The organism is Oenococcus alcoholitolerans (assembly GCF_051852995.1).
Taxonomy (GTDB): Bacteria; Bacillota; Bacilli; order Lactobacillales; family Lactobacillaceae; genus Oenococcus; species Oenococcus alcoholitolerans.
Genome location: NZ_CP176042.1, coordinates 1,213,592 through 1,238,361, shown reverse-complemented (window position 1 = coordinate 1,238,361; position 24,770 = coordinate 1,213,592). Strand labels below are relative to the sequence as shown.

The window sequence follows — 24,770 nt, the reverse complement described above, 5'->3', positions numbered from 1 at the left end:
TACCCTTTCTACAGTGATATAATAACGTCACAGAAAGCGCTTACACAATAACCGTTATTGTGTTAGTTTTTATCGTTTTTTTGTTTTTGGAGGCAAATATAGATAGACTTTTAGTTGACAAATTATTACACAAAGATTTCACTTTTAGCCATAGTAATGAATTAGAAATAAAAAAACATTTTGAAGAAAAATATCCATCTGCACCTTACGGCGGGGGTAAAATTTTTGTATTTAATAACAATAGAATTTTTGGCGGTGCCAATCATTTGATTCAACTTCATAAAAGAAACAGCCCGATCATCCCTTACCATATTTATCATTATGTTGTATTAACCTATGTTTTCTATGGACAAATGACCTTTTTTGTTGAGGGAGAGAAAATAGTTTTGAATCAAAATGATTTGGTTATATTTGATAAGTACGTTCCTCATAGTGTTGCTTCTACCAGCGAAAGAGATCTGGGCATTAATATAATCCTTGCTGATTCTTTTTTTAAGGATATTGATTTAGACAGCCATAATGATCATAATCGAAACGTCCTTTCGGTTTTTTTGACAGAAATGATGTCGAAACAGTTTAGCCACACACATTATTTGCTTTATAAAACAGATTTGGAAATAAGGGCAGTCATAGAGGACATTTTATGTGAAAATTTTGATTTTTGGAGCGAATCCGATAATCTAATTGATCGTTTCATAATTATTCTTTTAATAAAACTCAGCCGAATCAAAAGCACAAATGCTAATTTTTCTGTAGCTAGCATGCAAATACAAAAATTATTGGTGCTTGTTTTTAAATATATTAAAAAAAATTATCAAAGTGGAAAACTCAACGAATTTTGCAGATTAACAAACTATAATCCATCATATGTAAGTAAAACAATTCATAGGTATACGGGTAATACGTTTAAACAGTTGGTTAATATTTATCGTATTAAGCAGGCAAAAGTCTTATTAAGAGATTTGAATCTGTCAATAGATTCAATAGCGCGTAAGGTAGGATTTTCTAATATTACGATTTTTTATAAAAATTTTGAGAAAGAAACAAAACAAACACCATCTAAATTCAGGAAAAAAAATTTTACTATGTAATAAAAACCTCCTTTTATAAAAATTAGAAGGAGGTTTTATTTTTGTTAGCCCTTTTTACTGATCGTTTCATAAAGATCAACGAAATCAGCTGCTAAATCGCAAAAGGTTATTGCTGTCATCAAATGGTCTTGTCCATGAACCATCAACAAACTGACTTTGGCGTGCTCGCCGCGAGCCTCTTTTGTCAGCATATCAGTTTGAGAGTTGTGTGCTTCACCAAGGGATTTTTGAGCCTGCTTAAGTTTTTCTCTTGCATCATCAAAATCGCCTTTTTTAGCACTGTCGATCGCTTGCACTGCATATGCCTTGGCGTTGCCGGCATTTATGATCAAGCCCATCGTTGTTTGTAATTCTTTTTCCTCGTCATTCTTTACTGTTTCTGCCATATTTTTCTCCAGTTTATACTTTTGCTAGTCCTTCAGCCTGTTCAAGGACTTTTTCACCGTTCATCAGTCCATAAGCCTGCATGTCGATGATGTCGATCGGGATGTGCTTTGGTTCAAGGATCTTTTTAAAATCATTTTCCATGTAACGAACCTGAGGTCCCAATAGAACGACATCGACCTTGCTTTTCTCAAGACTTTCATTGAATTCTGCTGCTGAAGTTGCAAAAATCTCATAATCTTTGCCCTGGCTTTGCGCAGCTTTTTGCATCCGCGCAACCAGCATGCTGGTACTCATTCCCGCCGCACAGCAGAGCATGATCGTTTTTTCGGCCATTTTATTTTCCTCCATTAGATAAATCTCCATTTATCTATATCTATTATAAAGTAAACGCTTACATTTTGATATAGCTTCATTTACAACTATTAGAGTTCAGCTCCGTTTGTTTGGATGACTTTTTGATACCAGTAAAATGAATCTTTTTTGTATCTGTTCAAGCTGCCGCTGCCGTCGTCATTTTTATCGACATAGATAAAGCCATAGCGCTTGGACATCTGGCCGGTACCGGCTGAGACCAAGTCGATACAACCCCAGCTGGTATAACCGATCAGATCGACACCGTCTAACTCGATCGCTTTTTTGACCGCTTGCAGATGAGCTTTTAGATAATCGATCCTGTACTGATCGTGGATTTTTTTGTCATCTGTCAGGTCATCTTTAGCTCCCAGACCATTTTCGACGATAAAAAGAGGCAAATGATAACGGTCTGTCAATGTGTTCAAGCCTAAACGCAAACCGCTTGGATCGATCGGCCATCCCCACTGGCTTTCTTTCAGATCGGGGTTTTTAACGATCACTTCGGCTGGATCGCTTATATTATCGGCGTCATTTTTTTTAGCCGAAACAGTTGCTGATTGATAATAACTGAAACCGATGTAATCGACCGTGCCTTCTTTGAGTACGACCCTATCTTCAGCGGTAATGTCGGGCCTGAAGCCTTTTCTTTCGATGTAGCTTTCGATCGCTTTAGGATATTCTCCCCAGGCTTGGACATCAGAAAACCAATTGCGTTTTTGGGCAGCCTTTTGAGCTAATAATATATCAGCCGGATCTGAACTTGCCGGGTAGATCGGTGTGTAATTGATCATCGCACCGATTTTGAAATCAGGATTTATTTTTTTGCCTTCTTTAACCGCCAAAGCACTGGCAACTAATTCGTAATGGGCAGCCTGATACATGTTTCGTTCGTTGCTTTCCGGATCAGTCAATAGGATGCCGGAATTAGTGGCCATGAGAAACTGATTGTTAAAGTCGCTTTGATTGTCTATCTCATTAAAAGTCATCCAGTACCTGACTTTATTCTTGTAGCGTTTGAAAACGGTTTTTGCAAAACGCAAATAAAAATCGATCGTTTTTCTATTTGCAAAACCGTTGTACTCTTTTACCAAATGGAAGGGCATTTCAAAGTGCGATAAAGTTACGACCGGCTCTATGCCGTATTTCAGGCATTCATCAAAGAGATCATCATAGAAGCTCAGTCCGGCTTCGTTTGCTTTTTGATCATCGCCGTTTGGAAAGATCCTTGTCCAAGCGATGCTGGTCCTAAAGGATTTGAAACCCATTTCAGCAAACAATTTTATATCGTCTTTGTAACGATGATAAAAATCTATCGCTTCGTGATTAGGATAATTTTCACCGGCAACGACGCCATCAGTGATCTTCCTTTCGACACCGTTGCTTCCAGCTGTCATAACGTCAGCGATACTGACGCCTTTGCCGCCTTCTTGCCAAGCCCCTTCTAATTGATGAGCAGCGACCGCGCCGCCCCAAAGAAATCCTTTTGGAAACCCATTTTCAGTCATTTATACTCAGCCTTTCTTGAAACACTTTTTACCGTTAGCGCTTACACATTAAAGCACAAATTAATTATAAAATACTGGTCTTTTCATGTCGATAAGCTCTTGATCGATTGGTAATTTGGGCCAGAACCGTTTTATTTAGGATATCTGAGCGATTTTTTGTTTGTTTGAGTCAAATCAAAGCAAATTTTTTTAGATGACGATTCAAATAATCTGTCGTCAAACTCGTTGGGTCTTTGGCCAAAGCTATTGGATCACCGGTCGCGACGATTTTACCGCCGTTGTTGCCGCCTTTAGGTCCGAGATCGATCAAGTAGTCGGCGTTGGCCATTAAATCCAGATCATGAGTAATGATTATGATGGTCGCACCTTTTTCTTTTAGCTGGTTCAAAACGCCCAGCAGCGTCTGAATGTCTTTTGGATGCAGTCCTACCGATGGCTCGTCAAAAACGAATAGTGTTTTATCCTGAGTTTTGTTTAGATGATTGACGAGTTTCAATCTTTGAGCTTCGCCGCCTGATAGTTTAGGAGTACTTTCGCCGAGATGGATATAATTTAAACCGATCTCGTCAAGTAGTTTCAACTGTCGTTCGATATTGGGAATATTTTTAAAGACCGGCAAAGCGTCTTTAACCGATAAGTCCAATATGTCAACGATACTATGACCCTGCCATTTTATTTTTTGGATATCATCGTTGAATCTTTTACCTTTGCAATATGGACAGGTTTCTTCGATATCCGGTAAATATTGAATATCTAATGATATCGAGCCCAAGCCGCCGCAGTGAGGACAAGCACCTTGCTTATTGTTATAGGAAAAGTATGAGATGTCATATTTTTTGTTTTTTGCTTCTGGCTGATCTGCAAAGATGCGTCTTAAATTGTCCATGATGGTCGTATAAGTTGCCAAGGTAGAACGGGCATTTTTTCCGATCGGTTTGGAATCGACACTGACGACATTTTTTAGCTGCGTCTGCAGATTTTTAACTTGCTTAGGCGGGTTTATTCCTAGTTGTTTTGCTTTGATCGCCGGGACTAAACTATCCAAAATCAGACTGGTCTTGCCGGCGCACGAGAATCCCGTAACGGCCGTTATTTCGTTTTCGGGGATCGCTGTTGTTACCTGATGCAAGTTGAAATAATCGCCGATCTCTATACGGGTATATTTTTGGTCTTGATTTTTAGTTTGGACTTTTTCATGGATGATCGGTGCGCTGCCGGCTATGAACGGACCGATCAGGGATCTTTTATTTTTCACCAGCTGAGCCGGCTTTCCCTGAGCGATTATTTGACCGCCTTGATCTCCTGAACCCGGGCCGATTTCGATGACCCAATCAGCTGCTTGGATTATATCGACATCGTGATCAACGACCACCAATGAATTTCCCTGTTTTATCAAAGCTTTGAAAATGTTTATCAGTCCCTTGACGTTATCCGGATGCAGTCCGATCGAGGGTTCGTCTAAAACATAGAGAACACCGGTCGTTTCCGTTCTAAGGGTCCGTGCTAATTTTATTCGCTGCAATTCACCGGTTGAAAGGCTATTACCATTTCTTGCAAGAGTTAGGTAATCAAGACCCAACTCTAAGAGCGGACGAAGGTTGTCAGTCAGATTTTTGAATAAAATGTCGGCCATATTTTTCATTTCTGCCGGCAGCTCTTCTTTGCATCGATCGATCCAAACCGGCAATCGTCCTAAAGGAAGATCAGATACTTGTGCGATATTTTTCCCGGCGACCAGTTGATTCATCAAATCAGGGTTAAGCCGGGAACCGTGGCATAATGGGCAGATCGACAAATGAAAAAAATTATTGATCTTGTTCAATGCGCGTTGACTTTTTGAGGTCTTCAACGAATCATAGACTGCCTGATAAGCGTTCTCGTAAAGTGTTTTGTCCGTGTGAAAAACTCTTCCTGTTGAAGTTCGAAAATCGACCGGATATTGTTTCTTTTCACCATGTAAAATGATGTTTTTTTCTTTTTGAGTCAGGTCTCTATAGGGGACATCAGTTCTTACGCCTAAAGTTGCGGCGACCGTCGGCATAAAATTGCGGCCCGGCAGATGCCAGGATTCTACAACTCCTTGATCAAGGCTCTTGCTTTGGTCACCTATCAATTTGCTTTCGTCTAGTTGACGAATTTGTCCTGTGCCGTGGCATTTAGGACAAGCACCGGCTGAATTAAAGGCAAAATCTTCTGCCGACTTAGCCATAAATTCTACTCCGCAGACCGGGCACTTGATGATCCCCATGCGGCTGTTTTCTCCGCCGGGCAGATCCATTGATTGAGCAATTTTCAAACTGGGTCTTAATCGATGGCCGTTAGGGCAGACTGTTGATCCCAGCCTTGAAAAAATCAATCTGACGGCATTGAAGATCTCGCTCATCGAACCTACTGTCGATCTTTCTGAAGGTACGTTTGGCCGCTGGCCTAAGGCGATCGCCGATGGAATGTGTTTGACTTCCTGCACTTGCGAACGTTTGGTTTGACCGATCCGCCTTCTTGTATATGTTGAAAGAGCCTCTAAATACCTTCGTGATCCTTCGGCGTATAAAATGCCCATTGCTAGAGAGCTTTTTCCTGATCCGGATAACCCTGAAACGGCCACGAATCTATGCAGGGGGATATCAAGATCAATATTTTTTAAATTATGTACTTTTCCGCCTCTGACCTCAATATGTTCTGTTTGGTTGATTTCTTGCATATTTTTACCCCAATATCTATTCTTTGCACTCTATGAAAAACTTAACACTTATATTCAGCAGTTGAAAAGATTATTTTTATTAGAAATGAAAGCGCTCTTAATATACAATCTAAAATAAAGGAGATAATATGTCTAAAGATTTTTTGAGTGCAGCTGTGATCGGTACTGGTAAAATAGCCCAAACACGCCACATTCCTGAATATGCAGCCGATCCTCGAGTCCGTTTGGCCGGTTATTTCAATGGCACGACCAGCCGAGCTGAAAAAATGGCTGAACATTATGGCGGCAAAGTATATTCAAGTATCGAACAGTTGCTCGCTGATCCTGAGATCGATATCGTCAGCGTTTGCTTGGCTAATTCAGCTCATGCGCAAATATCTATCGATGCCCTTGAAGCCGGCAAAGATGTTCTCTGTGAAAAACCGATGGCAGTCGATCTCAAAGAAAGCACAAGAATGATCGCCAGTGCTGAACAAAACGGCCGTCGTCTTTTGATCGCACAAAATCAGCGTCTGGATGCTGCTCATTTGATGGCCAAAAAATTGATCGAAGAGAAAAAGATAGGCGATGTTTTAACTTTTAAAAGCAGTTTTAGTCATAGCGGACCAGAAAATTGGAGCATTCAAGGAGGACCGGATACTTGGTTTTTTGATAAAAAAAGGTCAAGTTTTGGCGCCATTTTTGATTTAGGCATTCACAAGATCGATCTGATCCAATATTTGCTCTCATCTCCGGCAGTTAAGGTTGAGGCGAAAACTGCGACCCTTGACAAAAGAGACAGCCGTGGAAAATTGATCGATGTTGACGATAATGCTTTTGCTATCTTGCAATTAGCTAACGGCACTATCGGCAGTATCAATGTAAGCTGGACAAATTATGGTCCGATCGATAACGCGACGACTATTTACGGCGACAGGGGCGTACTCAAAATTTACGATGATCCTGCTTACCCGATCGAACTATTTTCGGCTGACGGCAGCAAGGATCTCTACAGTCAAGAAGATCTGCAAAAAGTTTTTTCGATCAAGGATTCAGGGGTGATCAATGAGTTTGTCGATGCTGTTATCAAAAAGCGTCCCTCTATTTTGGATGCCGAAAAGATCCTGCCTTCCATGCAGACGGTCTTTGCGGCCATAGAATCAAGCAAAACCGGTAAAGAGGCGGTCATCGGCAGCTGATCATTTAATTATTTTATCGTTAAATTTTTGCTGATATTTTTTCGGCGTGACCGAAAATTGTTTTTTGAATAACAAAATAAAATAGCTGATATTGGGAAAACCGCAAGAAAGGGCAACTTCTGTAACATTTTGTTGACCTTTTTTTAGTATTTTCCCGGCTTGATATATTCTGTAATTATTGATGTATTCCACAGGAGTCAAATCATATTTGAGTTTGAAACTGCGGATGAAATATTCCTTGGAAAGTTTGCTAAGACCGGCTAATTGATCAACATTTATCTTTTTATTAAAGTTTTGTTGAATGTAGCTGACAGCCCGGTATAAATCATCTCTTTTATCAGTTTGTCCCGTAGTTTTTGTTCTGATGATCAATTTTTGTCTGCATAATTCAGAAAGCATTTTTAATATATTTATTTTTATTTCCATATATTTTTGCGGATCATTCGATAGATCGATATCGATTATCTTTTTCATTATTTTTATTAATTGATGATCTTTTTTATCATCAACGATCCTTTTAAAATCTAATTTGTGCTGTATTAAGGGTTTTATAATTTCGCTTGTAACTTGATCCGGATAATTTGATTCGATAATTTCCGGCATAAAAACCAGTGCGTGATGTATCGAAGGAATTCCAGCAATAGATCTTATTTCATGCAAAATACGACCAGAAATGAAGACCATTTCATTTTCTTTGACGATGGTCTTTTTCTCGTCGATTGTGAAACTTAATTCTCCCTTTTCTAACCAGATCCATTCCCAATGTTCGTGCCAATGATAGGGGACTGCAAGCCTGCCTTCTAAATATATTTGATTGTAAACAGCTAAAGGTTCTTGGATGTTTCCATGGATCTGCTTGTCTTTTAATTGTTGTGTCAGTCTTTCCATGTCAATATTCTGTTATTTTTCCTTTATATTCTAATAGAAAACGCTTACATAATCAAATAGACTTTAAGTCAGGAAGGATTTTATAGATGTTACCAGAAAAATTAAGAAAACAGGTCATATATCAAATATATCCCCGGAGTTTTAAAGACAGCAATAATGACGGGATTGGTGATTTGAATGGTATAAGAAGCCAAATGGATTATTTAGCCTGCTTGGGTGTGACCATGCTCTGGCTGACGCCGATCTTTAAATCTCCTAATCGCGATAATGGTTATGATGTTTCAAATTACTATGAAATAAATCCTGAGTTCGGCAGCGAAAGCGATTTGGAAAAATTAATTGATAGCGCTCATTCTAAAAATATATCGATCATGCTGGATATGGTTTTTAATCATACTTCCGATCAGCATGATTGGTTTCAAAAATCTCGTGCAAGAGAATATCCGTACACAGATTTTTATATTTGGAAAGATGGTGTTGACGGTCGCGCTCCTAAGGGCAAGGAGGCTTTTTTTGGCGGAGATGTTTGGCAATTCGATGATTTGAGAAAACAATATTATTATCATACATTCGACAAAAAACAACCCGATTTGAATTGGTCTGAGCCTTTGGTCAGAAAAAAATTAGCTGATGTTGTCAATTACTGGATCAAAAAAGGGGTAGCGGGTTTCCGCTTTGATGCTATTGACTATATTGGCAAAAAACTGAATCCGATAGTAGAAACGGATATCGAACTCACGCATAAGTATTTAAATGAATTAAAGAAAAATAGTTATGGTCAGGACAATTCGATCATCACAGTCGGCGAAACCGGTGCTGCCGATCTTAAAAGCAGCAGAAGATATACCGATTTTAAAACAGGCGAACTCGATATGGTCTTCCAATTTGAATTCATGAATTTAGATGGCGTTAGGAGCGATGATTGGATAAAAAAAGAATTTCCGATCATAAAGTTAAAAAAATTAGTCGATCATTGGCAAAAGGGTTTATTTTTTAAAGGATGGAGCGGCCAATTTTTAGGCAGCCATGATTTCCCGCGCTTGGTTTCTCGTTTTGGCAGCGAAACTTCTGGATATAGGTTTTTAAGTGCTTCAATGCTGGCAACCTTTTTGTTCGGTCTTCAGGGAACTCCTTATATTTATCAAGGCGATGAAATAGGAATGAGCAATTTTCCTTGGCAAAGAGTCGATCAGTTCCGTGATATTGAAAGTTTAAATTTTGCCGGGAAATTTGCAAAGCAAGGACTTGGACCGGAAGAGATCGTTAAACGGCTTGCCGATAATAGCAGAGACAATGCTCGAACTCCTTTTCAATGGTCAAATGACCAGTACGCGGGATTCTCAAATGGAAAGCCGTGGCTGGCTGTTAATCCAAATTTTAAAACTGTCAATGTTCAACGAGAAATAAATGATAATACTTCTTTGCTCAACTACTACCGCAGATTGATAAAAATAAGGAAACAAGAAACGTTATTTTTTGACGGCGATTTCAAAATGCTTGACGGCGAAAATGACAGTTTATTCTTTTATGAACGATTCAAAGATGATAGGCGGCTTTTAGTCGTAGCTAATTTTTCTGAAAAACGATACGTATTAGAAAATAAATTTCTTCCCAAGAATGAAAAGGACATTTTAATAGCTAATTATTCTGATCGCAGTAAAAAGGAGTTATTTTCTGATCCGAATATTAGACCATTCGAGTCGTTCATTTATCTTTTAGATAAAGAAGGTAGACAAAATGATCAAAAATAAAAAAATTTTCATTTGGCTGATCGTCATATTAGTGATCATGCTGGCTGCTTGGTCTTTCTTTTCAAAAAGCGAGTCTCCTAAAAGAAAAATCAATATCGAACTTTTTGAATTTAAACCTGAAGCGGGCGGCACTTTTCGCCAGCTGGTCGATCGATTTGAGAAGCAGAATCCTAATATCCATGTTGAATTATCAGCACCGGGTGATGCTTATACAGTATTGAAGACTCGGATGGTGAAGGGAAAAGCTCCTGATCTGATCGGTCTAGGCGGCGAACAGTACTACGTTGATTATGCAAAATCAAACATTTTCGCCGATCTGTCGAATGACAGCTTGATAAAAAAATTCTCACCAAGTTATATCAAAAGTATGCAATATCTGCAAAATGATAACAAAATTTACGGTGTACCTTATGTAGCGAATGTTTCGGGTGTTTTATATAACAAACAGTTGTTTGCTAAAGATCATCTGCAAATACCAAAGACCTGGGATCAGCTGATCGCTTTGAGTAAAAGCCTAAAGAGTCAAGGGAAAACACCTTTTTATATGGGTTACAAAGATGACTGGACCATTCAATCATCTTTCGGACCGCTGGCTGCCAATTTAATGAATCCTAAAGCCTTTGTTATCAGTAATAACAATATCGGGAAATATGATAAACAATATAATTTGCCGCTTGAACGAATGAAAGAGTTAAGCAAATATTCGCAAGGAGATGTATTTTCGTATAACTACAATGATGCGACCAGTGCTTTTGCTCAAGGAAAAAGTTACATGTATCTTCAAGGCAATTGGGCTATTTCGGCTATCAAACAAGCGAATCCCAAAATCCAATTAGGAATGTTTCCATTTCCGGCTGCAAACGACAGACCTAGCCGCAGCGTCTCCGGTGTTGACCTTGTATTTTCTATTTCCAAACAGACACACCATTACGCTGCAACTAAAAAACTATTGGAATTCCTTATTTCTAAAAATGCCTACAGCACCTATCTAAAAGAACAATACGCTGTACCGACTTTGAGGAACAATAATAGTTTTCCAAGTGATCTGGCAGATGTTAAAAATAATTTAAAAAGAGGCTATATAGTTATGGCGCCTCAATATATGTATCCGACTGAATTAGATGTAAACAGCTTGCTTCAAAGCTATCTGGTCAACAAGAGCCGGCCGCGGAGTTTTGTACATCAACTTGATTCAGGATTGAAGATAATTCTCGGACCGCAAGGAGGAAACGACTAATGGCAAGGAAGAAAATATTTTTATTGATGACGGTGCCTTTTTTACTAATATTCTTTTTGTTCGATACGGTACCGCTTCTAACTGGTTTTGTTTATAGTTTGACGAATTCGAAGGGATTTGGCAGTTTTAATTTTATCGGTTTTGACAATTATATACGTCTTTTTACCGACGGAAGCGTTTTATCATCGTATTTATTCACTTTTAAATTTGCGATCGTAACAACTATAGCAGTTAATATTTTGGGATTGGCCTTGGCGTTATTGCTCAATTCCAATCTTAAATTTAAAACCTTCTTTCGCGGTGTTTACTTCTTCCCGTATATTCTTGGCGGTTTGATAGTCGGCTATATATTTAACTATATATTCACCTTCATAATTCCTTCTTTTGGCCGCAGCATCGGTTGGAATTTTCTTTCTTCAAGTATTCTCGGAAGTACCAGCCATGCGTGGATCGGAATAGTTATAACAGTTGCATGGCAGTCGATAGCCTTTAATGTTTTGATTTACATCTCTGGCCTTCAAACTATTCCGGAAGATATTTATGAAGCCGCAAAGATGGACGGCAGCAGCAGTTGGAATACATTTTGGCGCTTAACTTTTCCTCTATTGGCACCATTTTTTACAATAAATTTAGTCGTAAGTATGCGTAATTTCTTAATGGTATTCGATCAGATCATGTCCTTAACTGCGGGCGGGCCGGCTTCGGCAACCACATCTATATCTATGCTCATATATCAAAAAGGATTGAATGGAAACCAGTTCGGTTATCAGAGTGCTAATTCGGTTATTTATTTCATTATTATTGTAATAATTTCAGTACTGCAATTGAAGGTTCTTAATAAGAGGGAGGTACAGCTATGAAAGCTAAAATCAAATTTAATTGGTATACGACGATATTAGTTGCGTTACTTTCGATCTTGATTTTTATCCCTTTATATATGGCGATCAATATCTCTCTTAAAAGCCCTTCTGAAATGGGCGGAAATGTTCTTAGTTTTCTTAGTCTTCCTCGCCGATTCCATTTTAATAACTTTAGTCAAGCGATAGAGACCACCAACTTTTTCCAAACGGCGCTTAATTCCTTTGTAATAACGGTCTGCAGTGTGGTGGTAGTCGTTTTGTGCACTTCGATCATTTCTTATGCGATAGCCCGCAACATGAAAAAACGTTTTTATCGTTGGAGCTATTACTATTTGGTCAGTGCGATGTTTGTACCTTTTTCAATGCTCATGCTTCCACTGGTAAAACAGTTATCATTTTTGCGAATCGATAATAAGTTTGGTATGGTCCTTATGTATCTGGTATTTCAGATGTCAATGAGCGTACTATTGTATGTCGGTTATTTGAAAAGTATTCCAGAGAGTCTTGATGAGGCTGCATATCTTGACGGAGCAAGCAGTTGGCAGATTTTTTGGAAAGTTATTTTTCCTTTATTAAAGCCGATGCATGCGACGGTTGCTATTCTTACTGCATTAGCGTCGTGGAATGATCTGCTTTTACCATTAGTTGTGTTAAGCGGCAATGGAAATTCTCAAGTTACCTTGCCGATGGCTCAGTTGGTCTTCCAATCCCAGTTCGGGACGAATTATAATTTAGCCTTTGCATCTTATATTTTAGCTTCGTTGCCGATTCTGATTTTTTATCTGTTCGCTCAAAAGCAAATTATCAGTGGTGTGGTCAACGGTGCTGTTAAATAATTTATAGATCATAAAACCGGCTGAAAAGCCGGTTTTTTATTCGGATTTTTTCAATTTAGTTGCCAAAATGTTGAAAAACTTTACTATTTTTTAATATTGTTTAATTTATATAAATGGAAAGGAAAATGGAGAGAATTTATGTTTGGATCGATTAAAAATTATCAACAAGATAGCAATGTCGTCTCGGTCGATTTTGATCAGGGACAAGTAAAAATAGAAGTGATAACTCCTTCGATAATAAATTTCTTCGCTCAATTGACAGGTGATAACCCAAACTCTAAAGCTGTTGAGAATCTGCATATTCAACCGGGTGCGGTCGAAACGCGCATGTTTGACGGAAAAGTTGAGATCGTCAGCGAAAAATTAAGGATTTTGGTATCTGATGATTTCACTGTCGATATTTATGATCTTGATGGAAAACTTCTGTGCGCTGATTACCGGGGCGAAGACCATCCCTTCATTCGTCGCGGCGGTGGGCAGGGCTTAGAACTAGCTGAACAAGAAGGCCATAAATTTGATTCAGAGAAAGATGCTCAGGCATTCAAAATCAAAAAACAGATTTTTGGCGACACCTATTTTTATGGATTGGGTGATCGTACCGGCCACCTCAATAAGCATGGTTATCGATACAAGCTCTGGAATACTGATGACCCTAATCCGCATGTTGAAAGTTTTGAAACCTTATATAAAACGATCCCATTTTTCATTGCCTTAAACGACGATACCGCCTATGGAATTTTTCTAGACAACACTTACCAATCGATTTTTGATTTCGGCAAAGAAAACAGTGATTACTATTATTTTTCTGCAGCTGGCGGTAATCTTGATTATTATTTCATTTACGGACCGACTGTTCGCCAAACTGTTGGCGGCTATACGTATTTGACCGGCCGCACACCGCTGCCGCAATTGTGGACTTTAGGATACCAGCAGTCGCGATGGTCTTATACGCCGGAAAAACGTTTACGTCAAGTTGCTCAAACTTTTCGAAAAGAGCAAATACCCTGTGACGCTCTGCATTTGGACATTGATTATATGGATGGTTTTCGAGTATTCACTTGGGATAAAAATAAATTTCCAGATCCGCCGAAACTCATCTCGGACCTGAAAAAAGATGGATTTAAGTTAGTAACTATCATCGATCCTGGCGTTAAAAAAGATCGAAACTATCCGATTTTTCGCCAAGGTTTGAAAAATAATTATTTCATAACCGATCACGATGGCGTACCGTATGTCAATCGTGTTTGGCCCGGGGATGCTTTGTATCCTGATTTTTCGGCACCGCAGGTCAGAAAATGGTGGGGCCGTAATTTGCGGATCCTTTTGGATCAAGGGGTCGCCGGTATTTGGAATGATATGAATGAGCCGGCAAGTTTCAATGGCCCGATCAATGACGACACACAATTCAATAATGACGGCCATGTTGCTGATCACCGTGAAATGCATAATGCTTACGGACATTTGATGGCTAAAGCCACTTATGAGGGCATCAAAGCAGAAACTGGCAAACGTCCCTTTATCATCACGCGGGCAGCCTATGCAGGAACACAAAAATATTCGACTGTATGGACTGGCGATAACCAAAGTATTTGGGAACATCTGCGAATGGCTTTGCCCATGCTTATGAATCTTGGTTTGAGCGGTATCGGCTTTGCAGGTACTGATGTAGGCGGTTTTGGATTCGATTGTACACCTGAATTACTGGCTCGTTGGACTCAAGTAGGTGCTTTTACGCCGTTATTCCGAAATCATTCGAGCATTTTTACTCGTGATCAAGAACCATGGGCTTTCGGTAAAAAAACAGAAGCGATCGTAAAAAAGTATATCCAGATGCGTTACCGGCTCCTTCCTTATTTATATGATCTTTTTTATCAAGGACAAAGCAACGGGCTCGCACCGATCAGACCTTTATTGGTAAATTATCAAAATGACCATAATGTTTATCAGACTAATGATGAATTTATGTGCGGCGATAATTTGCTGATAGCGCCAGTGGTTGAGCAGGGGCGCATTTCACGTTTGATCTATTTGCCGAAGGGGGATGATTGGGTCGACTTTTGGACCAACGAGATCCACGAAGGCGGCCAGTATGTTGTTAAAAATGCTCCGTTAGATATTTGTCCGATTTATGTTAAAGCGGGCAGCTTTTTACCTCTGTATCCGGTACAAAATTATGTCGGCGAGAAAAAGATCGATCAGTTGACACTTGATGTATTCTCTTTTTCTGATGATGGTACAAATGGTTATCGTCACTATCATGATGATGGTCAGACATTTGATTTTCAAAAGGGTATTTATGATCTGTATGATTTTATTCAAGAAAAGACAGGCAAGCATCTTAAGATAAAAATCGGCTATCTTCGCAATGAATACCAGCCTGCCTATCAAAGCTTCAAGTTTGTCTTAAGGGGCATACATCCGACTAAAATCACTGTAGACGGCCGCGAGATCAGTGACGATGATTGGCATAGAGGAAAAGATGATCGTATTGTCGTCGATAAGGGAACCCAGGAAATAGATATTGATTTGAGTTAAAAAGGGCAAAATTACAAGCTTTCCTATTTAATATATAATTGAACTGTATCAAAAATTATTTAGGAGGGTATAGTTATGCATTTAATTTGGCTTCTTATTATCGGTGCGATCATTGGTGCTATCGCAGGAGCGTTTACTAGTAAGGGTAAATCAATGGGATGGATCGCTAATATTGTTGCAGGATTAGTTGGCTCTTGGGTCGGTGAATCTTTGCTTGGTCACTGGGGACCAAGTTTGGCTGGACTGGCGATCTTTCCTTCCATTATCGGTGCTATCATCGTCGTTGTAGTTGTTTCTTGGTTCGTTTCCCGAAATAATAATTAAACTGAATAAAAAGTTTGATATTTATTTAGCATTTTTGAAATTATTTTGATATACTTATCTAGGCATTATTGAAAACCTATCTATTTCTCGTAATGCAATTATTTATATTTTTTACAATAAGTCGCCGATTTTTCGACGATTTTTGTCTATTATAATAAATCTAAAATGTCAGATTTCAATACAAATAAAGAAATCGTATCTTCTGGTCCTTATCGAAGAAGATCGAAGAGCAGCGACCGTTTCTTCGTTTCTTTAGTTTGGATAGATATCTCATTATTTATTATCTTCATACTTTTTCTTGTTTTTAAAATAATAAGTAATGAGCCTCTTTTTTCACCGGATTCTTTGCCTGACAGAGTTATGGATATTATTTCAGATTGGTTGAGGAAGCTTTGATGATAAACGATGAAGAAATTATCATCCAAAAGATCGATCAGCTTTGTCAGGAAGATAATGACCGCAATAATTACTACATGCTGCGTTATGATGATCTTTTTAAGGCCAGCGGTCTCGATGAAGAAGATTTTATCCGTCAACTTCTAAAAATGAAAGAAAAATATGCTTTTGATTTTAATGGACAAATAATATCGACCAGCTCAACCAAACATTTTGTCCATGATCAATATATTGAAAATACTTTTCGTATCGATATGGTAAGAAATAAAGAAATATAAAAACGCGATAAAATCGCGTTTTTTTAAACTTTTTATCGATTTTTTAAGCCGGGTATCGTCAACATTATTACAAAGCTGATCACATAACTGACTGAGAGAAAGAGCATCACTGCAGCGAGATTATAATATTGCATGATCAGACCGATCACGATCGATGAACAACCGCCGATCGCCCTTCCAACCCCCATCAGAGTGTTGTTTGCGCTTGCTCTTATTTCGTCGGGATAAATGCGGCTTATCACGGCACCGTAACCGCCATACATGCCATTTGAGAAAAAACCGATCAAAGCGCCCAGCAAAGTCATGCTGAGCAGGTTGCTGGCAAAATTAAAAGTGTAAACCAGCAGCGAAGACATGATCAGAAAAATAGAGAAGGCCTTCTTAGGACCGATCTTATCAAGAATGCTGCCGAAAACATACATACCCAGTGCCATACCAATAATTATCGGGACCATACCGAGATCAACGAATCCGGCCGATAAGGTCGATTTTATACCAAGCTTATTTTTCATGATCGTCGGCAGCCAGCTCATCAATCCGTAATAACCGGATACTTGGATCATGACCATGATCGTCAGCCCTAATGACCGATAAGCATTTTTCGGTGTATTGACCATTTCTTTTAACGAAAATCTTTTTTTGCCGCTGGCGTATGCTTTTTTCATTTGTATGAAATTATCACTTTCATCGATCCGCCTTCTGATGAAAAAGGCGATCGCAACTGGCAAAATACCAACTAGGAACAATGCCCGCCAACCGAAATAAGGAATTATCAATGAGGCCAATACAGCAGCCAAAATACTTCCAACTTGACCGCCGATCGAGCAAACGGAGCTGGCTCTGCCCATTTTTTCATGACTGAAACATTCACTTAACAGCGCCATGCTGATACCGTATTCTCCACCGGTTCCCAAGCCGACCATGAATCTCAGCAGGTAAACCAGATTCAGGTCATGGGCAAAATATAACCCGACTGTTGCAAAAGCAACAAGAAATATCGTATGGGACAAAACTTTGACCCTGCCGATCCGGTCGGCCAAGATACCAAAAAGCAGGCCGCCCAACAATGCGCCCCAATGCGACATCGTCGAGATCAAGCCTGCTTGTCCCTGCGTAATATTCAAATCAACGATCATTGGTGCTAAGGCAAATGACAAAAAAGTCGCATCCATATGATCGAGAGTAAAGCCTAAAGAAGTGGAAGCAAGGATCTCTTTTTGCCTGATCGCTTGCTTTTTTTCGTTTATTTCTGCTTTTTCAGCCGTTAAGTCTGATTGAACTGTGTTTCCCACTTCCATCTATTCATCCATCCTTTTATTAACTTGTGCTTTTGCACACTAGTTAAAAATTAAAACATACTTGTGGACAAAAAATCAAGAATTTTTTAAAAAGAGAAATTTATTTGATGTTCCATTGGATTCTTTTTGATCACCGTTATGATCTTTTTATCCTCGAGTTCTTTGATGGCCCGCGATAATGCTCTTTTAGAATAACCGGAATCAAGGCTTGATCGGATCAGCTGCCGGTCTAACAAAGTTTTTTTATTTTGAGAAAAAGCAGCCGCTTGATTCAGTTGATCAAAAATATAAAATTGCGGATCATCTTTTTTAAGACAGCGATCGATATTTTTTCTATTTTGCAGATATCGTTCTTTAGCGGTACTGAGCCGTTCCAGCGCATCTTGCTGGCTATTTTCAACTATAGATAATATCGATCTGACCAAAAAGCTGCCTTCAGCAAAATTTCTGCGATCGATGAATTCTTGCAGGCTGTTTGAATAGCTTTCATGATTTTTTAATAGCTGCCGGCTGAAATTAAGTCCGGTCAATGGGTCCAATTTTCTCGTTAAATATGCTGAAAAAATATATCTCGCTGTCAGCCCGTTGCCTTGGTAGAAAGGAGAGAGATCCATAAAAGTGCCAAAGGCCGCACTGCCTTTTATTAAATAGGGGATATTTTTATCAGAAATAAAATCCAGCCAATGATCGATTTTGTTTTCCAGATCGTCCTCATCAGCCGGCAGGGTCATTTTGACTCCTTGGCCGCCAAAATCCACTTCAAGCTGCCGGCTTCTGAAAAAAGCACCGTCAGGTCTGTTATCTTCCAAAATAAAGTCTCGGTACAGCTGGTCATAGATTTTCCGAATATCGATAATCGTTTCTATTCGCGGAAAGTCTCCGTTCAACAATCGAAAATAACTTTTCACTAAATAAAAAGTCCTTGGTATCGATACATTTTTTTCATACTGGCCGTTTTTATCGGCCAAAAAATAAGTTATAGTGCTTTCGATATCTTTTTCATTTATTTTTAAGCCCTCCAGAGCTGTCCCTGCTTTTAATTCGTTAGTCAGCTCTTGGATCAAATAGATTTTTTTGGCAGTTTTCGGTAATCGACCTAAATTTTTGCTTAACTCAGCTGAATTATATTCGATCCGTTCGCTGATCATAGCTATTTCACGCAAAGGTATGATAAATGATTCTAGATCATCGCTTATCTGACCGTCTTTTTTTAGATAAGGGTGAAGACCGCTTTTTATTACACCGTAATTTTTCATGCGTCTGTCGTATTCGTTTTTTATAGTTTTTTGATCGTTATGTGCTTCATATGCAATTTTTTTAAGACTTTTATAGGCCATTTTTAATATCTTCAAATTTGATAAATTGATTAAATTATAAACTTTTTATTGTTTATATTAAGCTGAATAAAGGAAAATTACTAAATTAAAATTTCATTTTTTTAATAATGATCTTATTTGTATCAAAATGTTAAAAATGCTTTGTATACTTTATTTGCGTTTTCGTAAAGCAAAAGGAGGCAAAAATGAAAGGGATCGTGCTTGCCGGAGGGTCTGGGACCAGACTTTATCCGATCACAGAAGCGACTAGCAAACAATTAGTGCCGGTTTATGATAAGCCGATGATCTACTATCCGCTTTCTATTTTGATGTTAGCTGGTATCAGGGATATTTTGTTGATATCGACAGCAGAATTTTTACCAGAGTTCAAACATTTATTTGGAAACGGCAGTCAGATCGGACTTAATATTTCTTATAAGGTCCAAGAACATCCTAATGGTTTGGCAGAGGCATTTATTATCGGACAAGATTTTATCGGTCAAGACTCGGTGGCTTTGGTCTTGGGCGACAATATTTATTACGGTGCCGGTCTAAGTGCAATTTTGCAAAAGGCCGCTAAAAAAGATCAAGGGGCGACGGTTTTCGGTTATCAAGTTAAAGATCCGGAACGTTTTGGGGTCGTTGATTTCGATCAAAATGGACGAGCTGTTTCGATTGAGGAAAAGCCGAGTTCGCCAAAGTCGAACTATGCAGTGACCGGTCTTTATTTTTATGATAATCAGGTCATTGAGATCGCTAAAGATATCAAGCCCTCGCCTCGAGGCGAATTAGAGATAAGCGATATTAATGAACGCTATCTGAAAAAAGGCCAGTTGGAAGTACAACTAATGGGCCGCGGTTTTGCTTGGCTGGATACCGGTACACATGATTCGCTTTTGGACGCCTCTAATTTCATTGCGACGATAGAGAAACAGCAAAATTTAAAAGTCGCCGCATTGGAAGAAATAGCCTACCGCATGGGTTATATCGATAAGCAGCAATTGGTCCGATTAGCCCAACCGTTAAAAAAGAATGATTACGGCCAATATTTGCTAAGGATCGTTAAGGAGGATTAAAAATGGTCAAATTAATAGATACTGATCTTAAAGATGTTAAATTGATCGAAACTGATATATTCGGTGACGATCGAGGTTTCTTTACTGAAACTTGGACAAAGAATAAATTTGAAGAACTAGGCTTGAAGTTTGATTTCACCCAGGATAATCAATCATTATCAAGTCAAGCGGGTGTTTTGCGCGGTATGCATTATCAATTGGCGCCGTATAGCCAAACGAAGATCGTCCGGGTAGTCACCGGCGTCGTTTGGGATTGCTTAGTTGATATCAGAAAGGGCTCGCCAACTTACGGGCAATGGGAAGGATATATACTTTCTGAATATAATCATCGCCAATTATTGGTTCCTAAAGGTTTTGCTCATGGTTTTACGACTTTGACACCGAATGTCAATTTTGTTTATAAAGTTGATGGCTATTATGAACCTAAAGCAGATCGAGGTATCGCTTTTGATGATCCAAACATCGGTATAAATTGGCCGATCGATACAGAGAAAGCTATTTTGTCGGAAAAAGATAAGCATCATCCCTTGTTGAAGGATGCTGAAAATAATTTTGTTTATGGAGAAATCTAAAAAATGAACATTCTTGTCACTGGCGGAGCCGGTTTTATCGGTTCTAATTTTATTCACTACATGTTAAAAAAATATCCGGACTATAATTTGATCGATCTGGATCTTTTGACCTATGCTGGAAATTTACATAATTTCGATGATATAAAGGATGATCCGCATCATATTTTCGTCCATGGCAATATTCGCAATGCTGAATTAGTAAACTATCTTTTTAAGGCTTATGATTTTGATGCTGTTGTCAATTTTGCTGCTGAATCTCATGTTGACCGTTCGATCCTCCACCCCGAATTATTTGTTCAGACTAACGTTGAGGGAACCGTTAATTTACTGAAGGCAGCCCGTAATTTCGGTCTAAAAAAATTTTTACAGGTTTCAACAGATGAGGTTTACGGCAGTTTAGGAAAAAGCGGCTACTTTACTGAGCAGACGCCTTTATCGCCGAATTCACCGTACTCGGCCTCCAAAGCTGCTGCTGATCTGGAAGTTCGCGCCTTTTATGAAACCTATGGTCTGAATGTGAATATCACTCGAACATCTAATAATTATGGCCCTTATCAATTCCCGGAAAAACTGATACCTCTGATGGTAACTAATGGTATGACAGACAAAAAGCTGCCGATTTATGGTAATGGGGAAAATATCAGAGATTGGCTTTTTGTTGAAGATCATGGTCGGGCGATCGATTTAGTTTTGCATCACGGTCAAGCAGGCGAAGTTTACAATGTTGGCGGACATAATGAAAAGACCAATAATCAGATCGTCGAGTTGATCGTTGAAAAACTCGGCTTGTCTTCTTCCGTGATCGAATACGTTAAAGATCGGCTCGGTCATGATAAGCGATATGCCATCGATCCAAGCAAGATCAAAAAAGAATTAGGCTGGGAACCAACGACCCCATTCGATCAAGGGATCGAGAAGACTATCAGCTGGTATCAGGACCACGAAGAATGGTGGCAGCCCTTGAAATCTAAAGCGGTATTGAAATAAAATATTTATTAGGAAAAAGCTTTTTTGGCTTTTTTTCTTTAAGTATTTTTTCTTTAAGTGGATTTTTAAAAGGGAATATTGCTTATGAAAATCATTGTTTTTGGCGGTTCGGGGTTTGTCGGCAGATCTCTTTTGAAATATTTCGCTGAGAAATCTAAAGCTGAGCTGGTGAGTGTTTCGCGATCTGGACGACCGCAAAAGCTTAAGGAAAGCTGGGCTGATTCTGTTAAGTGGATAGAATCGAATCCAACTGTCGATGATCGTTATCAAGCTGAAATTAAGGATGCTGACTGGGTCATCGATGCAATCGGCATTTTAACTGAAAATAAAAAGGCCGGGCGGACATTTGAAAATTCTTCTCTAATGCCGGCTGTGAATATCATTAATTTTATAGCTGATAACGATCTGCCAACGAAGTTTGTATTTATTTCAGCTGCACCGACCCCCTTGTTTCTTAAAAAATATCATCAGATAAAGATCCAGATCGAGAACTACGCAAAAGACCATTTGGCCGATCGATCTTTTGTTCTGCGGCCTAACCTGATATATGATAAAAGCCGTCGTTCGACTTACTATCCAGCAATATTTTTGAATTTTTTGGCCGTCTTGCCTATCTTGGACAGTTTTTTTAAAAAAATTGCTCCGATCAAGCGAGATCTTTTTGCAAAACAAGTATTTGATCTGGTCTTTAAAACTGAATGATCGTCCTTTGGTTGATATCCTGCAGATGTCGTTGGTTGAAACCAGAGGATTTTTTTAATGCTTTTATTTGTTCCGAGCTTGCCTGAATGGGATCTTTTAATAGATACCATTCAACATTTTCACTCAAGGGAGGAGTGGTCAGAGAGCCTAGATAATGAAAGCCATGTTTTTTTGTCGGCATAAGGGTCCTTGGATCGAGCTTTTTCGGTTCTGTGCCGCTATTTTTTAAACTGTCGATGATCAACTGGACATTTTTTGAAAAAACGCTTTCCTCGATAAAAACGGCGACCACGGCCAAACGACCGTTTTGCGCTTGATGGACAAAATGGATCTCAGCCGGGTATTGTTTTTTATCGATCAAGTGCTCGCTGGGAAAGTGAAAATGAAATTGTTTTAGTTGAAAATTTCTTTCATAAATTCGTGCCTGGCCAGAAGCCGGTACCTGAATGCCTGGTTTAGTTAATACTGGTTTTGGAAAAATTAGCGCATAATCAAAAATCAGTTTTATTTTTTCACTGCTTGTCTTTGCCCGGCTTGAAATTATCTCGATCGGTGATTGCATTTTACCGTTTTTAAAATACCAATCGTCTTGTTTATCGTAGTTTATTTTCATGCTCATATTCAGCTTAGGTGGGTTATTATCACCATCATTATCGGTACCATTATCAAGGCCATGATCGTTGTTTCAGTGACCATGATCGAAGAAAAGACCGAATCCGCTTTATAAAGTTTAGATACAACTGGTGCATTGGTCATGACCGGCATGCATGACTGTAATATGAAAACTTGTTTCATCAGTAAAGGCATACTGCTGGGTATCACCAAAATTATCATCAGCAAAGGGGCAAATAAAAAGCGTCCGGACAAAACACCGATACTGTCACGGCTCAGCTCCATATTTTTCAGACCCGCGCTATGCACTGAGATACCGATAAAGATCATCGATAAGGGGATGGTCAGTCCGCCCATGTAAGAAGCACCCTGCATCACAAAGTTTGGAAGTTTTATATTCAAGATCACCAAAATGACCCCTGTGATAAAGCCCAAAAGCGGCGCAGAAAATACTTTTTTGAAAATTTTGCCAAGTGTCATTTTTTGTACTGTTTCACCGTCTTTTTGAATCAAATACACGCCTAAGGTCCAGAAAATAGTCGTATTTGCCATGTAGTATACCAACACATAAGGCAAACTTTTACTGCCGAAAATAGCTAAATTTATGGGTAAACCGACAAAAACTGTATTGGAATTAAAAAACATCGATTCGAATAAACCGCGATGCCTTTCTTTTACTTTGATAGTTTTGGCAATAAAAATCGAAAGGGCAAATAAAAGCAGCATCGATAAGACCGGGAATCTCAGATCCGGCAATATCGAAAGCAACTCGTTTTTTGAAAAATCATGCATGATCGTATAAAGCATATATGGCGGCAAAGCGATCTGTGTCACTAATTTAGCGATCATTTTGGTTGAATTTTCGTTGAACCAGCCTCGGCTGGCCAAAATATAGCCAACGGCCACCATTAATATGATCATCAATATTCCTGATCCGCTTTGAAAAAATACCTGCATCATTTCCTCTAAAAAATTCTTCAAAATCAATTTTATCACTATTAAGTGCAGTTTTCACATACTTTAATTTATTCAGTATTAAGATAAAGTTTATGAAATATTTAATCACTGGCGCAAAAGGGCAGCTGGGTCAAGAAATCGTTGAGTATTTGAATCAAAAAAAAGCTGATTTCGCTGCTTACGGATCAAAAGACTTGGACATAACTGATCAGAAACAGGTCGAAGCAGTTTTTTATGACCAAAAACCGGATTTCGTTATTGATGCTGCGGCTTATACCAAGGTCGATCTGGCCGAGGATAAGGGCAAAGAAAGAAATTGGTCGGTAAATTTCCAAGGAACGAAAAATCTGGTCGAAGCAGCAAAAAAAAATTCAGCCGGATTCGTTTATATTTCGACGGATTATGTTTTCGATGGCAAAAAGAAAGGCAAATATTCTGAAACCGATCCGACTGCTCCGAAAAATGAATATGGCAAGGCTAAGCTGGCTGGTGAAAAAGCTGTTTTAAACAGCGGTATTGAAGCTTATATCATCAGAACCAGCTGGGTTTTTGGCCAATATGGCAATAATTTTGTTTATACCATGCAGCGTTTAGCTGAAGAGCATCCTATTTTGACGGTTGTTGACGATCAAATCGGTCGTCCGACTTGGACCAGGTCGCTGACTGAATTTATTTTTCATTTGATCGAGAAGAAGGCCGAATTCGGTCTGTATAATTTTTCAAATGCAGGACAGACGAGCTGGTATGAATTCGCACAACAAATTTTAAAAGATAAAGCAGTCACGGTAGAACCGATCGATTCCAATTCTTTTCCTCAAAAAGCTTATCGGCCGCCGTATTCTGTTTTGGATCTGCAAAAAGCAAAGGGTACAGGTTTTGAAATCATTGACTGGCAAACGGCCTTAGAAAAATCGGGTATGATGGATTAG

Annotated in this window: 24 protein-coding genes; 15 read left to right on the top strand and 9 right to left on the bottom strand. The window is 38.9% G+C overall.

The window, feature by feature from the left end:
* The first annotated feature begins 59 nt into the window (after positions 1 to 59).
* Positions 60 to 1,091: an AraC family transcriptional regulator gene (locus tag ACKP2L_RS06865; RefSeq protein WP_439425114.1), complete on the top strand. Its 1,032-nt coding sequence runs from the start codon at positions 60 to 62 to the stop codon at positions 1,089 to 1,091.
* A 44-nt stretch (positions 1,092 to 1,135) separates the two neighbouring features.
* Here ACKP2L_RS06865 and ACKP2L_RS06860 read toward each other — a convergent pair whose 3' ends face one another.
* The 4 genes from ACKP2L_RS06860 to ACKP2L_RS06845 form a co-directional block, all read right to left on the bottom strand.
* Positions 1,136 to 1,477, bottom strand: a complete 342-nt coding sequence (locus tag ACKP2L_RS06860) for a PTS lactose/cellobiose transporter subunit IIA (RefSeq protein ID WP_439425113.1) — start codon at positions 1,475 to 1,477, stop codon at positions 1,136 to 1,138.
* Between the two features lie 13 nt (positions 1,478 to 1,490).
* Positions 1,491 to 1,811 (bottom strand): PTS sugar transporter subunit IIB, encoded by a 321-nt coding sequence (locus tag ACKP2L_RS06855; protein ID WP_439426224.1) that lies wholly within the window; start codon positions 1,809 to 1,811, stop codon positions 1,491 to 1,493.
* An 89-nt stretch (positions 1,812 to 1,900) separates the two neighbouring features.
* Positions 1,901 to 3,337 carry a 6-phospho-beta-glucosidase gene (locus ACKP2L_RS06850; protein ID WP_439425112.1) on the bottom strand — a complete coding sequence of 479 codons (1,437 nt, stop codon included), beginning with the start codon at positions 3,335 to 3,337 and terminating at the stop codon, positions 1,901 to 1,903.
* 169 nt (positions 3,338 to 3,506) lie between these two features.
* A complete protein-coding gene (locus tag ACKP2L_RS06845) occupies positions 3,507 to 6,038 on the bottom strand; it encodes an AAA family ATPase (RefSeq protein ID WP_439425111.1) in 2,532 nt (843 codons plus the stop codon).
* A gap of 128 nt (positions 6,039 to 6,166) precedes the next feature.
* Here ACKP2L_RS06845 and ACKP2L_RS06840 point away from each other — a divergent pair, with 128 nt between their 5' ends.
* Entirely contained in the window at positions 6,167 to 7,216 is a 1,050-nt protein-coding gene (locus ACKP2L_RS06840; protein ID WP_439425110.1) for a Gfo/Idh/MocA family protein, read from the top strand.
* On the opposite strand, the gene ACKP2L_RS06835 is transcribed toward ACKP2L_RS06840, so the two are convergent.
* On the bottom strand, positions 7,217 to 8,104 hold the full coding sequence (locus ACKP2L_RS06835) for an AraC family transcriptional regulator (RefSeq protein ID WP_439425109.1): 888 nt from the start codon (positions 8,102 to 8,104) through the stop codon (positions 7,217 to 7,219).
* An 86-nt stretch (positions 8,105 to 8,190) separates the two neighbouring features.
* Between ACKP2L_RS06835 and ACKP2L_RS06830 the strand changes: the two genes are divergently transcribed.
* The 8 genes from ACKP2L_RS06830 to ACKP2L_RS06795 all read left to right on the top strand — a co-directional run bounded on the left by ACKP2L_RS06830 (position 8,191) and on the right by ACKP2L_RS06795 (position 16,321).
* On the top strand, positions 8,191 to 9,855 hold the full coding sequence (locus ACKP2L_RS06830; RefSeq protein ID WP_439425108.1) for a glycoside hydrolase family 13 protein: 1,665 nt from the start codon (positions 8,191 to 8,193) through the stop codon (positions 9,853 to 9,855).
* The gene (locus tag ACKP2L_RS06825; protein ID WP_439425107.1) at positions 9,842 to 11,092 is read left to right on the top strand and encodes an ABC transporter substrate-binding protein; all 1,251 of its coding nucleotides are present in this window, start codon (positions 9,842 to 9,844) and stop codon (positions 11,090 to 11,092) included. Before ACKP2L_RS06830 ends, ACKP2L_RS06825 begins: the two co-directional genes overlap by 14 nt.
* Complete coding sequence (locus ACKP2L_RS06820) at positions 11,092 to 11,952, top strand: carbohydrate ABC transporter permease (protein ID WP_439425106.1); 861 nt, start codon at positions 11,092 to 11,094, stop codon at positions 11,950 to 11,952. Before ACKP2L_RS06825 ends, ACKP2L_RS06820 begins: the two co-directional genes overlap by 1 nt.
* Complete coding sequence (locus tag ACKP2L_RS06815; RefSeq protein WP_439425105.1) at positions 11,949 to 12,788, top strand: carbohydrate ABC transporter permease; 840 nt, start codon at positions 11,949 to 11,951, stop codon at positions 12,786 to 12,788. The genes ACKP2L_RS06820 and ACKP2L_RS06815 overlap by 4 nt, the downstream gene beginning before the upstream one ends.
* A gap of 138 nt (positions 12,789 to 12,926) precedes the next feature.
* Positions 12,927 to 15,323 (top strand): glycoside hydrolase family 31 protein, encoded by a 2,397-nt coding sequence (locus ACKP2L_RS06810; RefSeq protein WP_439425104.1) that lies wholly within the window; start codon positions 12,927 to 12,929, stop codon positions 15,321 to 15,323.
* A gap of 75 nt (positions 15,324 to 15,398) precedes the next feature.
* Positions 15,399 to 15,647 carry a GlsB/YeaQ/YmgE family stress response membrane protein gene (locus ACKP2L_RS06805; RefSeq protein WP_439425103.1) on the top strand — a complete coding sequence of 83 codons (249 nt, stop codon included), beginning with the start codon at positions 15,399 to 15,401 and terminating at the stop codon, positions 15,645 to 15,647.
* 165 nt (positions 15,648 to 15,812) lie between these two features.
* Positions 15,813 to 16,043 carry a hypothetical protein gene (locus ACKP2L_RS06800; protein ID WP_439425102.1) on the top strand — a complete coding sequence of 77 codons (231 nt, stop codon included), beginning with the start codon at positions 15,813 to 15,815 and terminating at the stop codon, positions 16,041 to 16,043.
* A complete protein-coding gene (locus ACKP2L_RS06795; protein ID WP_439425101.1) occupies positions 16,043 to 16,321 on the top strand; it encodes a hypothetical protein in 279 nt (92 codons plus the stop codon). The genes ACKP2L_RS06800 and ACKP2L_RS06795 overlap by 1 nt, the downstream gene beginning before the upstream one ends.
* 32 nt (positions 16,322 to 16,353) lie before the next feature.
* On the opposite strand, the gene ACKP2L_RS06790 is transcribed toward ACKP2L_RS06795, so the two are convergent.
* Both ACKP2L_RS06790 and ACKP2L_RS06785 read right to left on the bottom strand, forming a co-directional pair.
* A complete protein-coding gene (locus ACKP2L_RS06790) occupies positions 16,354 to 17,619 on the bottom strand; it encodes an MFS transporter (RefSeq protein WP_439425100.1) in 1,266 nt (421 codons plus the stop codon).
* Positions 17,620 to 17,705: 86 nt separating this feature from the next.
* The gene (locus ACKP2L_RS06785; RefSeq protein WP_439425099.1) at positions 17,706 to 18,956 is read right to left on the bottom strand and encodes a Fic family protein; all 1,251 of its coding nucleotides are present in this window, start codon (positions 18,954 to 18,956) and stop codon (positions 17,706 to 17,708) included.
* Positions 18,957 to 19,141: 185 nt separating this feature from the next.
* Here ACKP2L_RS06785 and rfbA point away from each other — a divergent pair, with 185 nt between their 5' ends.
* From rfbA to ACKP2L_RS06765, 4 genes are all read left to right on the top strand, one after another.
* Entirely contained in the window at positions 19,142 to 20,011 is an 870-nt protein-coding gene (rfbA, locus tag ACKP2L_RS06780) for a glucose-1-phosphate thymidylyltransferase RfbA (protein WP_439425098.1), read from the top strand.
* A 2-nt stretch (positions 20,012 to 20,013) separates the two neighbouring features.
* On the top strand, positions 20,014 to 20,583 hold the full coding sequence (gene rfbC, locus ACKP2L_RS06775; RefSeq protein ID WP_439425097.1) for a dTDP-4-dehydrorhamnose 3,5-epimerase: 570 nt from the start codon (positions 20,014 to 20,016) through the stop codon (positions 20,581 to 20,583).
* Positions 20,584 to 20,586: 3 nt separating this feature from the next.
* On the top strand, positions 20,587 to 21,570 hold the full coding sequence (gene rfbB / locus ACKP2L_RS06770) for a dTDP-glucose 4,6-dehydratase (protein ID WP_439425096.1): 984 nt from the start codon (positions 20,587 to 20,589) through the stop codon (positions 21,568 to 21,570).
* Between the two features lie 84 nt (positions 21,571 to 21,654).
* On the top strand, positions 21,655 to 22,272 hold the full coding sequence (locus ACKP2L_RS06765) for an NAD-dependent epimerase/dehydratase family protein (RefSeq protein WP_439425095.1): 618 nt from the start codon (positions 21,655 to 21,657) through the stop codon (positions 22,270 to 22,272).
* Here ACKP2L_RS06765 and ACKP2L_RS06760 read toward each other — a convergent pair.
* Both ACKP2L_RS06760 and ACKP2L_RS06755 read right to left on the bottom strand, forming a co-directional pair.
* Positions 22,259 to 22,885, bottom strand: coding sequence for a carbonic anhydrase family protein (locus ACKP2L_RS06760; protein WP_439425094.1), 627 nt, complete (start codon positions 22,883 to 22,885; stop codon positions 22,259 to 22,261). The two genes, ACKP2L_RS06765 and ACKP2L_RS06760, sit on opposite strands and share 14 nt — an antisense overlap.
* A gap of 8 nt (positions 22,886 to 22,893) precedes the next feature.
* Entirely contained in the window at positions 22,894 to 23,841 is a 948-nt protein-coding gene (locus ACKP2L_RS06755) for an AEC family transporter (protein ID WP_439426223.1), read from the bottom strand.
* Positions 23,842 to 23,933: 92 nt separating this feature from the next.
* On the opposite strand from ACKP2L_RS06755, the gene rfbD reads away from it, so the two are divergent.
* A complete protein-coding gene (rfbD, locus tag ACKP2L_RS06750) occupies positions 23,934 to 24,770 on the top strand; it encodes a dTDP-4-dehydrorhamnose reductase (protein WP_439425093.1) in 837 nt (278 codons plus the stop codon).

Bases quoted from the DNA above. Each gene is read 5' to 3' on its own strand.
- ACKP2L_RS06805 (WP_439425103.1), top strand. From the start codon at position 15,399: ATGCATTTAATTTGGCTTCTTATTATCGGTGCGATCATTGGTGCTATC.
- ACKP2L_RS06825 (WP_439425107.1), top strand. From the start codon at position 9,842: ATGATCAAAAATAAAAAAATTTTCATTTGGCTGATCGTCATATTAGTG.
- ACKP2L_RS06855 (WP_439426224.1), bottom strand. From the start codon at position 1,811: ATGGCCGAAAAAACGATCATGCTCTGCTGTGCGGCGGGAATGAGTACC.
- rfbC (WP_439425097.1), top strand. From the start codon at position 20,014: ATGGTCAAATTAATAGATACTGATCTTAAAGATGTTAAATTGATCGAA.
- ACKP2L_RS06820 (WP_439425106.1), top strand. From the start codon at position 11,092: ATGGCAAGGAAGAAAATATTTTTATTGATGACGGTGCCTTTTTTACTA.
- ACKP2L_RS06790 (WP_439425100.1), bottom strand. From the start codon at position 17,619: ATGGAAGTGGGAAACACAGTTCAATCAGACTTAACGGCTGAAAAAGCA.
- ACKP2L_RS06765 (WP_439425095.1), top strand. From the start codon at position 21,655: ATGAAAATCATTGTTTTTGGCGGTTCGGGGTTTGTCGGCAGATCTCTT.
- ACKP2L_RS06810 (WP_439425104.1), top strand. From the start codon at position 12,927: ATGTTTGGATCGATTAAAAATTATCAACAAGATAGCAATGTCGTCTCG.
- ACKP2L_RS06800 (WP_439425102.1), top strand. From the start codon at position 15,813: ATGTCAGATTTCAATACAAATAAAGAAATCGTATCTTCTGGTCCTTAT.
- ACKP2L_RS06795 (WP_439425101.1), top strand. From the start codon at position 16,043: ATGATAAACGATGAAGAAATTATCATCCAAAAGATCGATCAGCTTTGT.
- rfbD (WP_439425093.1), top strand. From the start codon at position 23,934: ATGAAATATTTAATCACTGGCGCAAAAGGGCAGCTGGGTCAAGAAATC.
- ACKP2L_RS06845 (WP_439425111.1), bottom strand. From the start codon at position 6,038: ATGCAAGAAATCAACCAAACAGAACATATTGAGGTCAGAGGCGGAAAA.
- ACKP2L_RS06840 (WP_439425110.1), top strand. From the start codon at position 6,167: ATGTCTAAAGATTTTTTGAGTGCAGCTGTGATCGGTACTGGTAAAATA.
- ACKP2L_RS06860 (WP_439425113.1), bottom strand. From the start codon at position 1,477: ATGGCAGAAACAGTAAAGAATGACGAGGAAAAAGAATTACAAACAACG.
- rfbB (WP_439425096.1), top strand. From the start codon at position 20,587: ATGAACATTCTTGTCACTGGCGGAGCCGGTTTTATCGGTTCTAATTTT.
- ACKP2L_RS06850 (WP_439425112.1), bottom strand. From the start codon at position 3,337: ATGACTGAAAATGGGTTTCCAAAAGGATTTCTTTGGGGCGGCGCGGTC.
- ACKP2L_RS06830 (WP_439425108.1), top strand. From the start codon at position 8,191: ATGTTACCAGAAAAATTAAGAAAACAGGTCATATATCAAATATATCCC.
- ACKP2L_RS06760 (WP_439425094.1), bottom strand. From the start codon at position 22,885: ATGAAAATAAACTACGATAAACAAGACGATTGGTATTTTAAAAACGGT.
- ACKP2L_RS06785 (WP_439425099.1), bottom strand. From the start codon at position 18,956: ATGGCCTATAAAAGTCTTAAAAAAATTGCATATGAAGCACATAACGAT.
- ACKP2L_RS06835 (WP_439425109.1), bottom strand. From the start codon at position 8,104: ATGGAAAGACTGACACAACAATTAAAAGACAAGCAGATCCATGGAAAC.
- ACKP2L_RS06755 (WP_439426223.1), bottom strand. From the start codon at position 23,841: ATGCAGGTATTTTTTCAAAGCGGATCAGGAATATTGATGATCATATTA.
- rfbA (WP_439425098.1), top strand. From the start codon at position 19,142: ATGAAAGGGATCGTGCTTGCCGGAGGGTCTGGGACCAGACTTTATCCG.
- ACKP2L_RS06815 (WP_439425105.1), top strand. From the start codon at position 11,949: ATGAAAGCTAAAATCAAATTTAATTGGTATACGACGATATTAGTTGCG.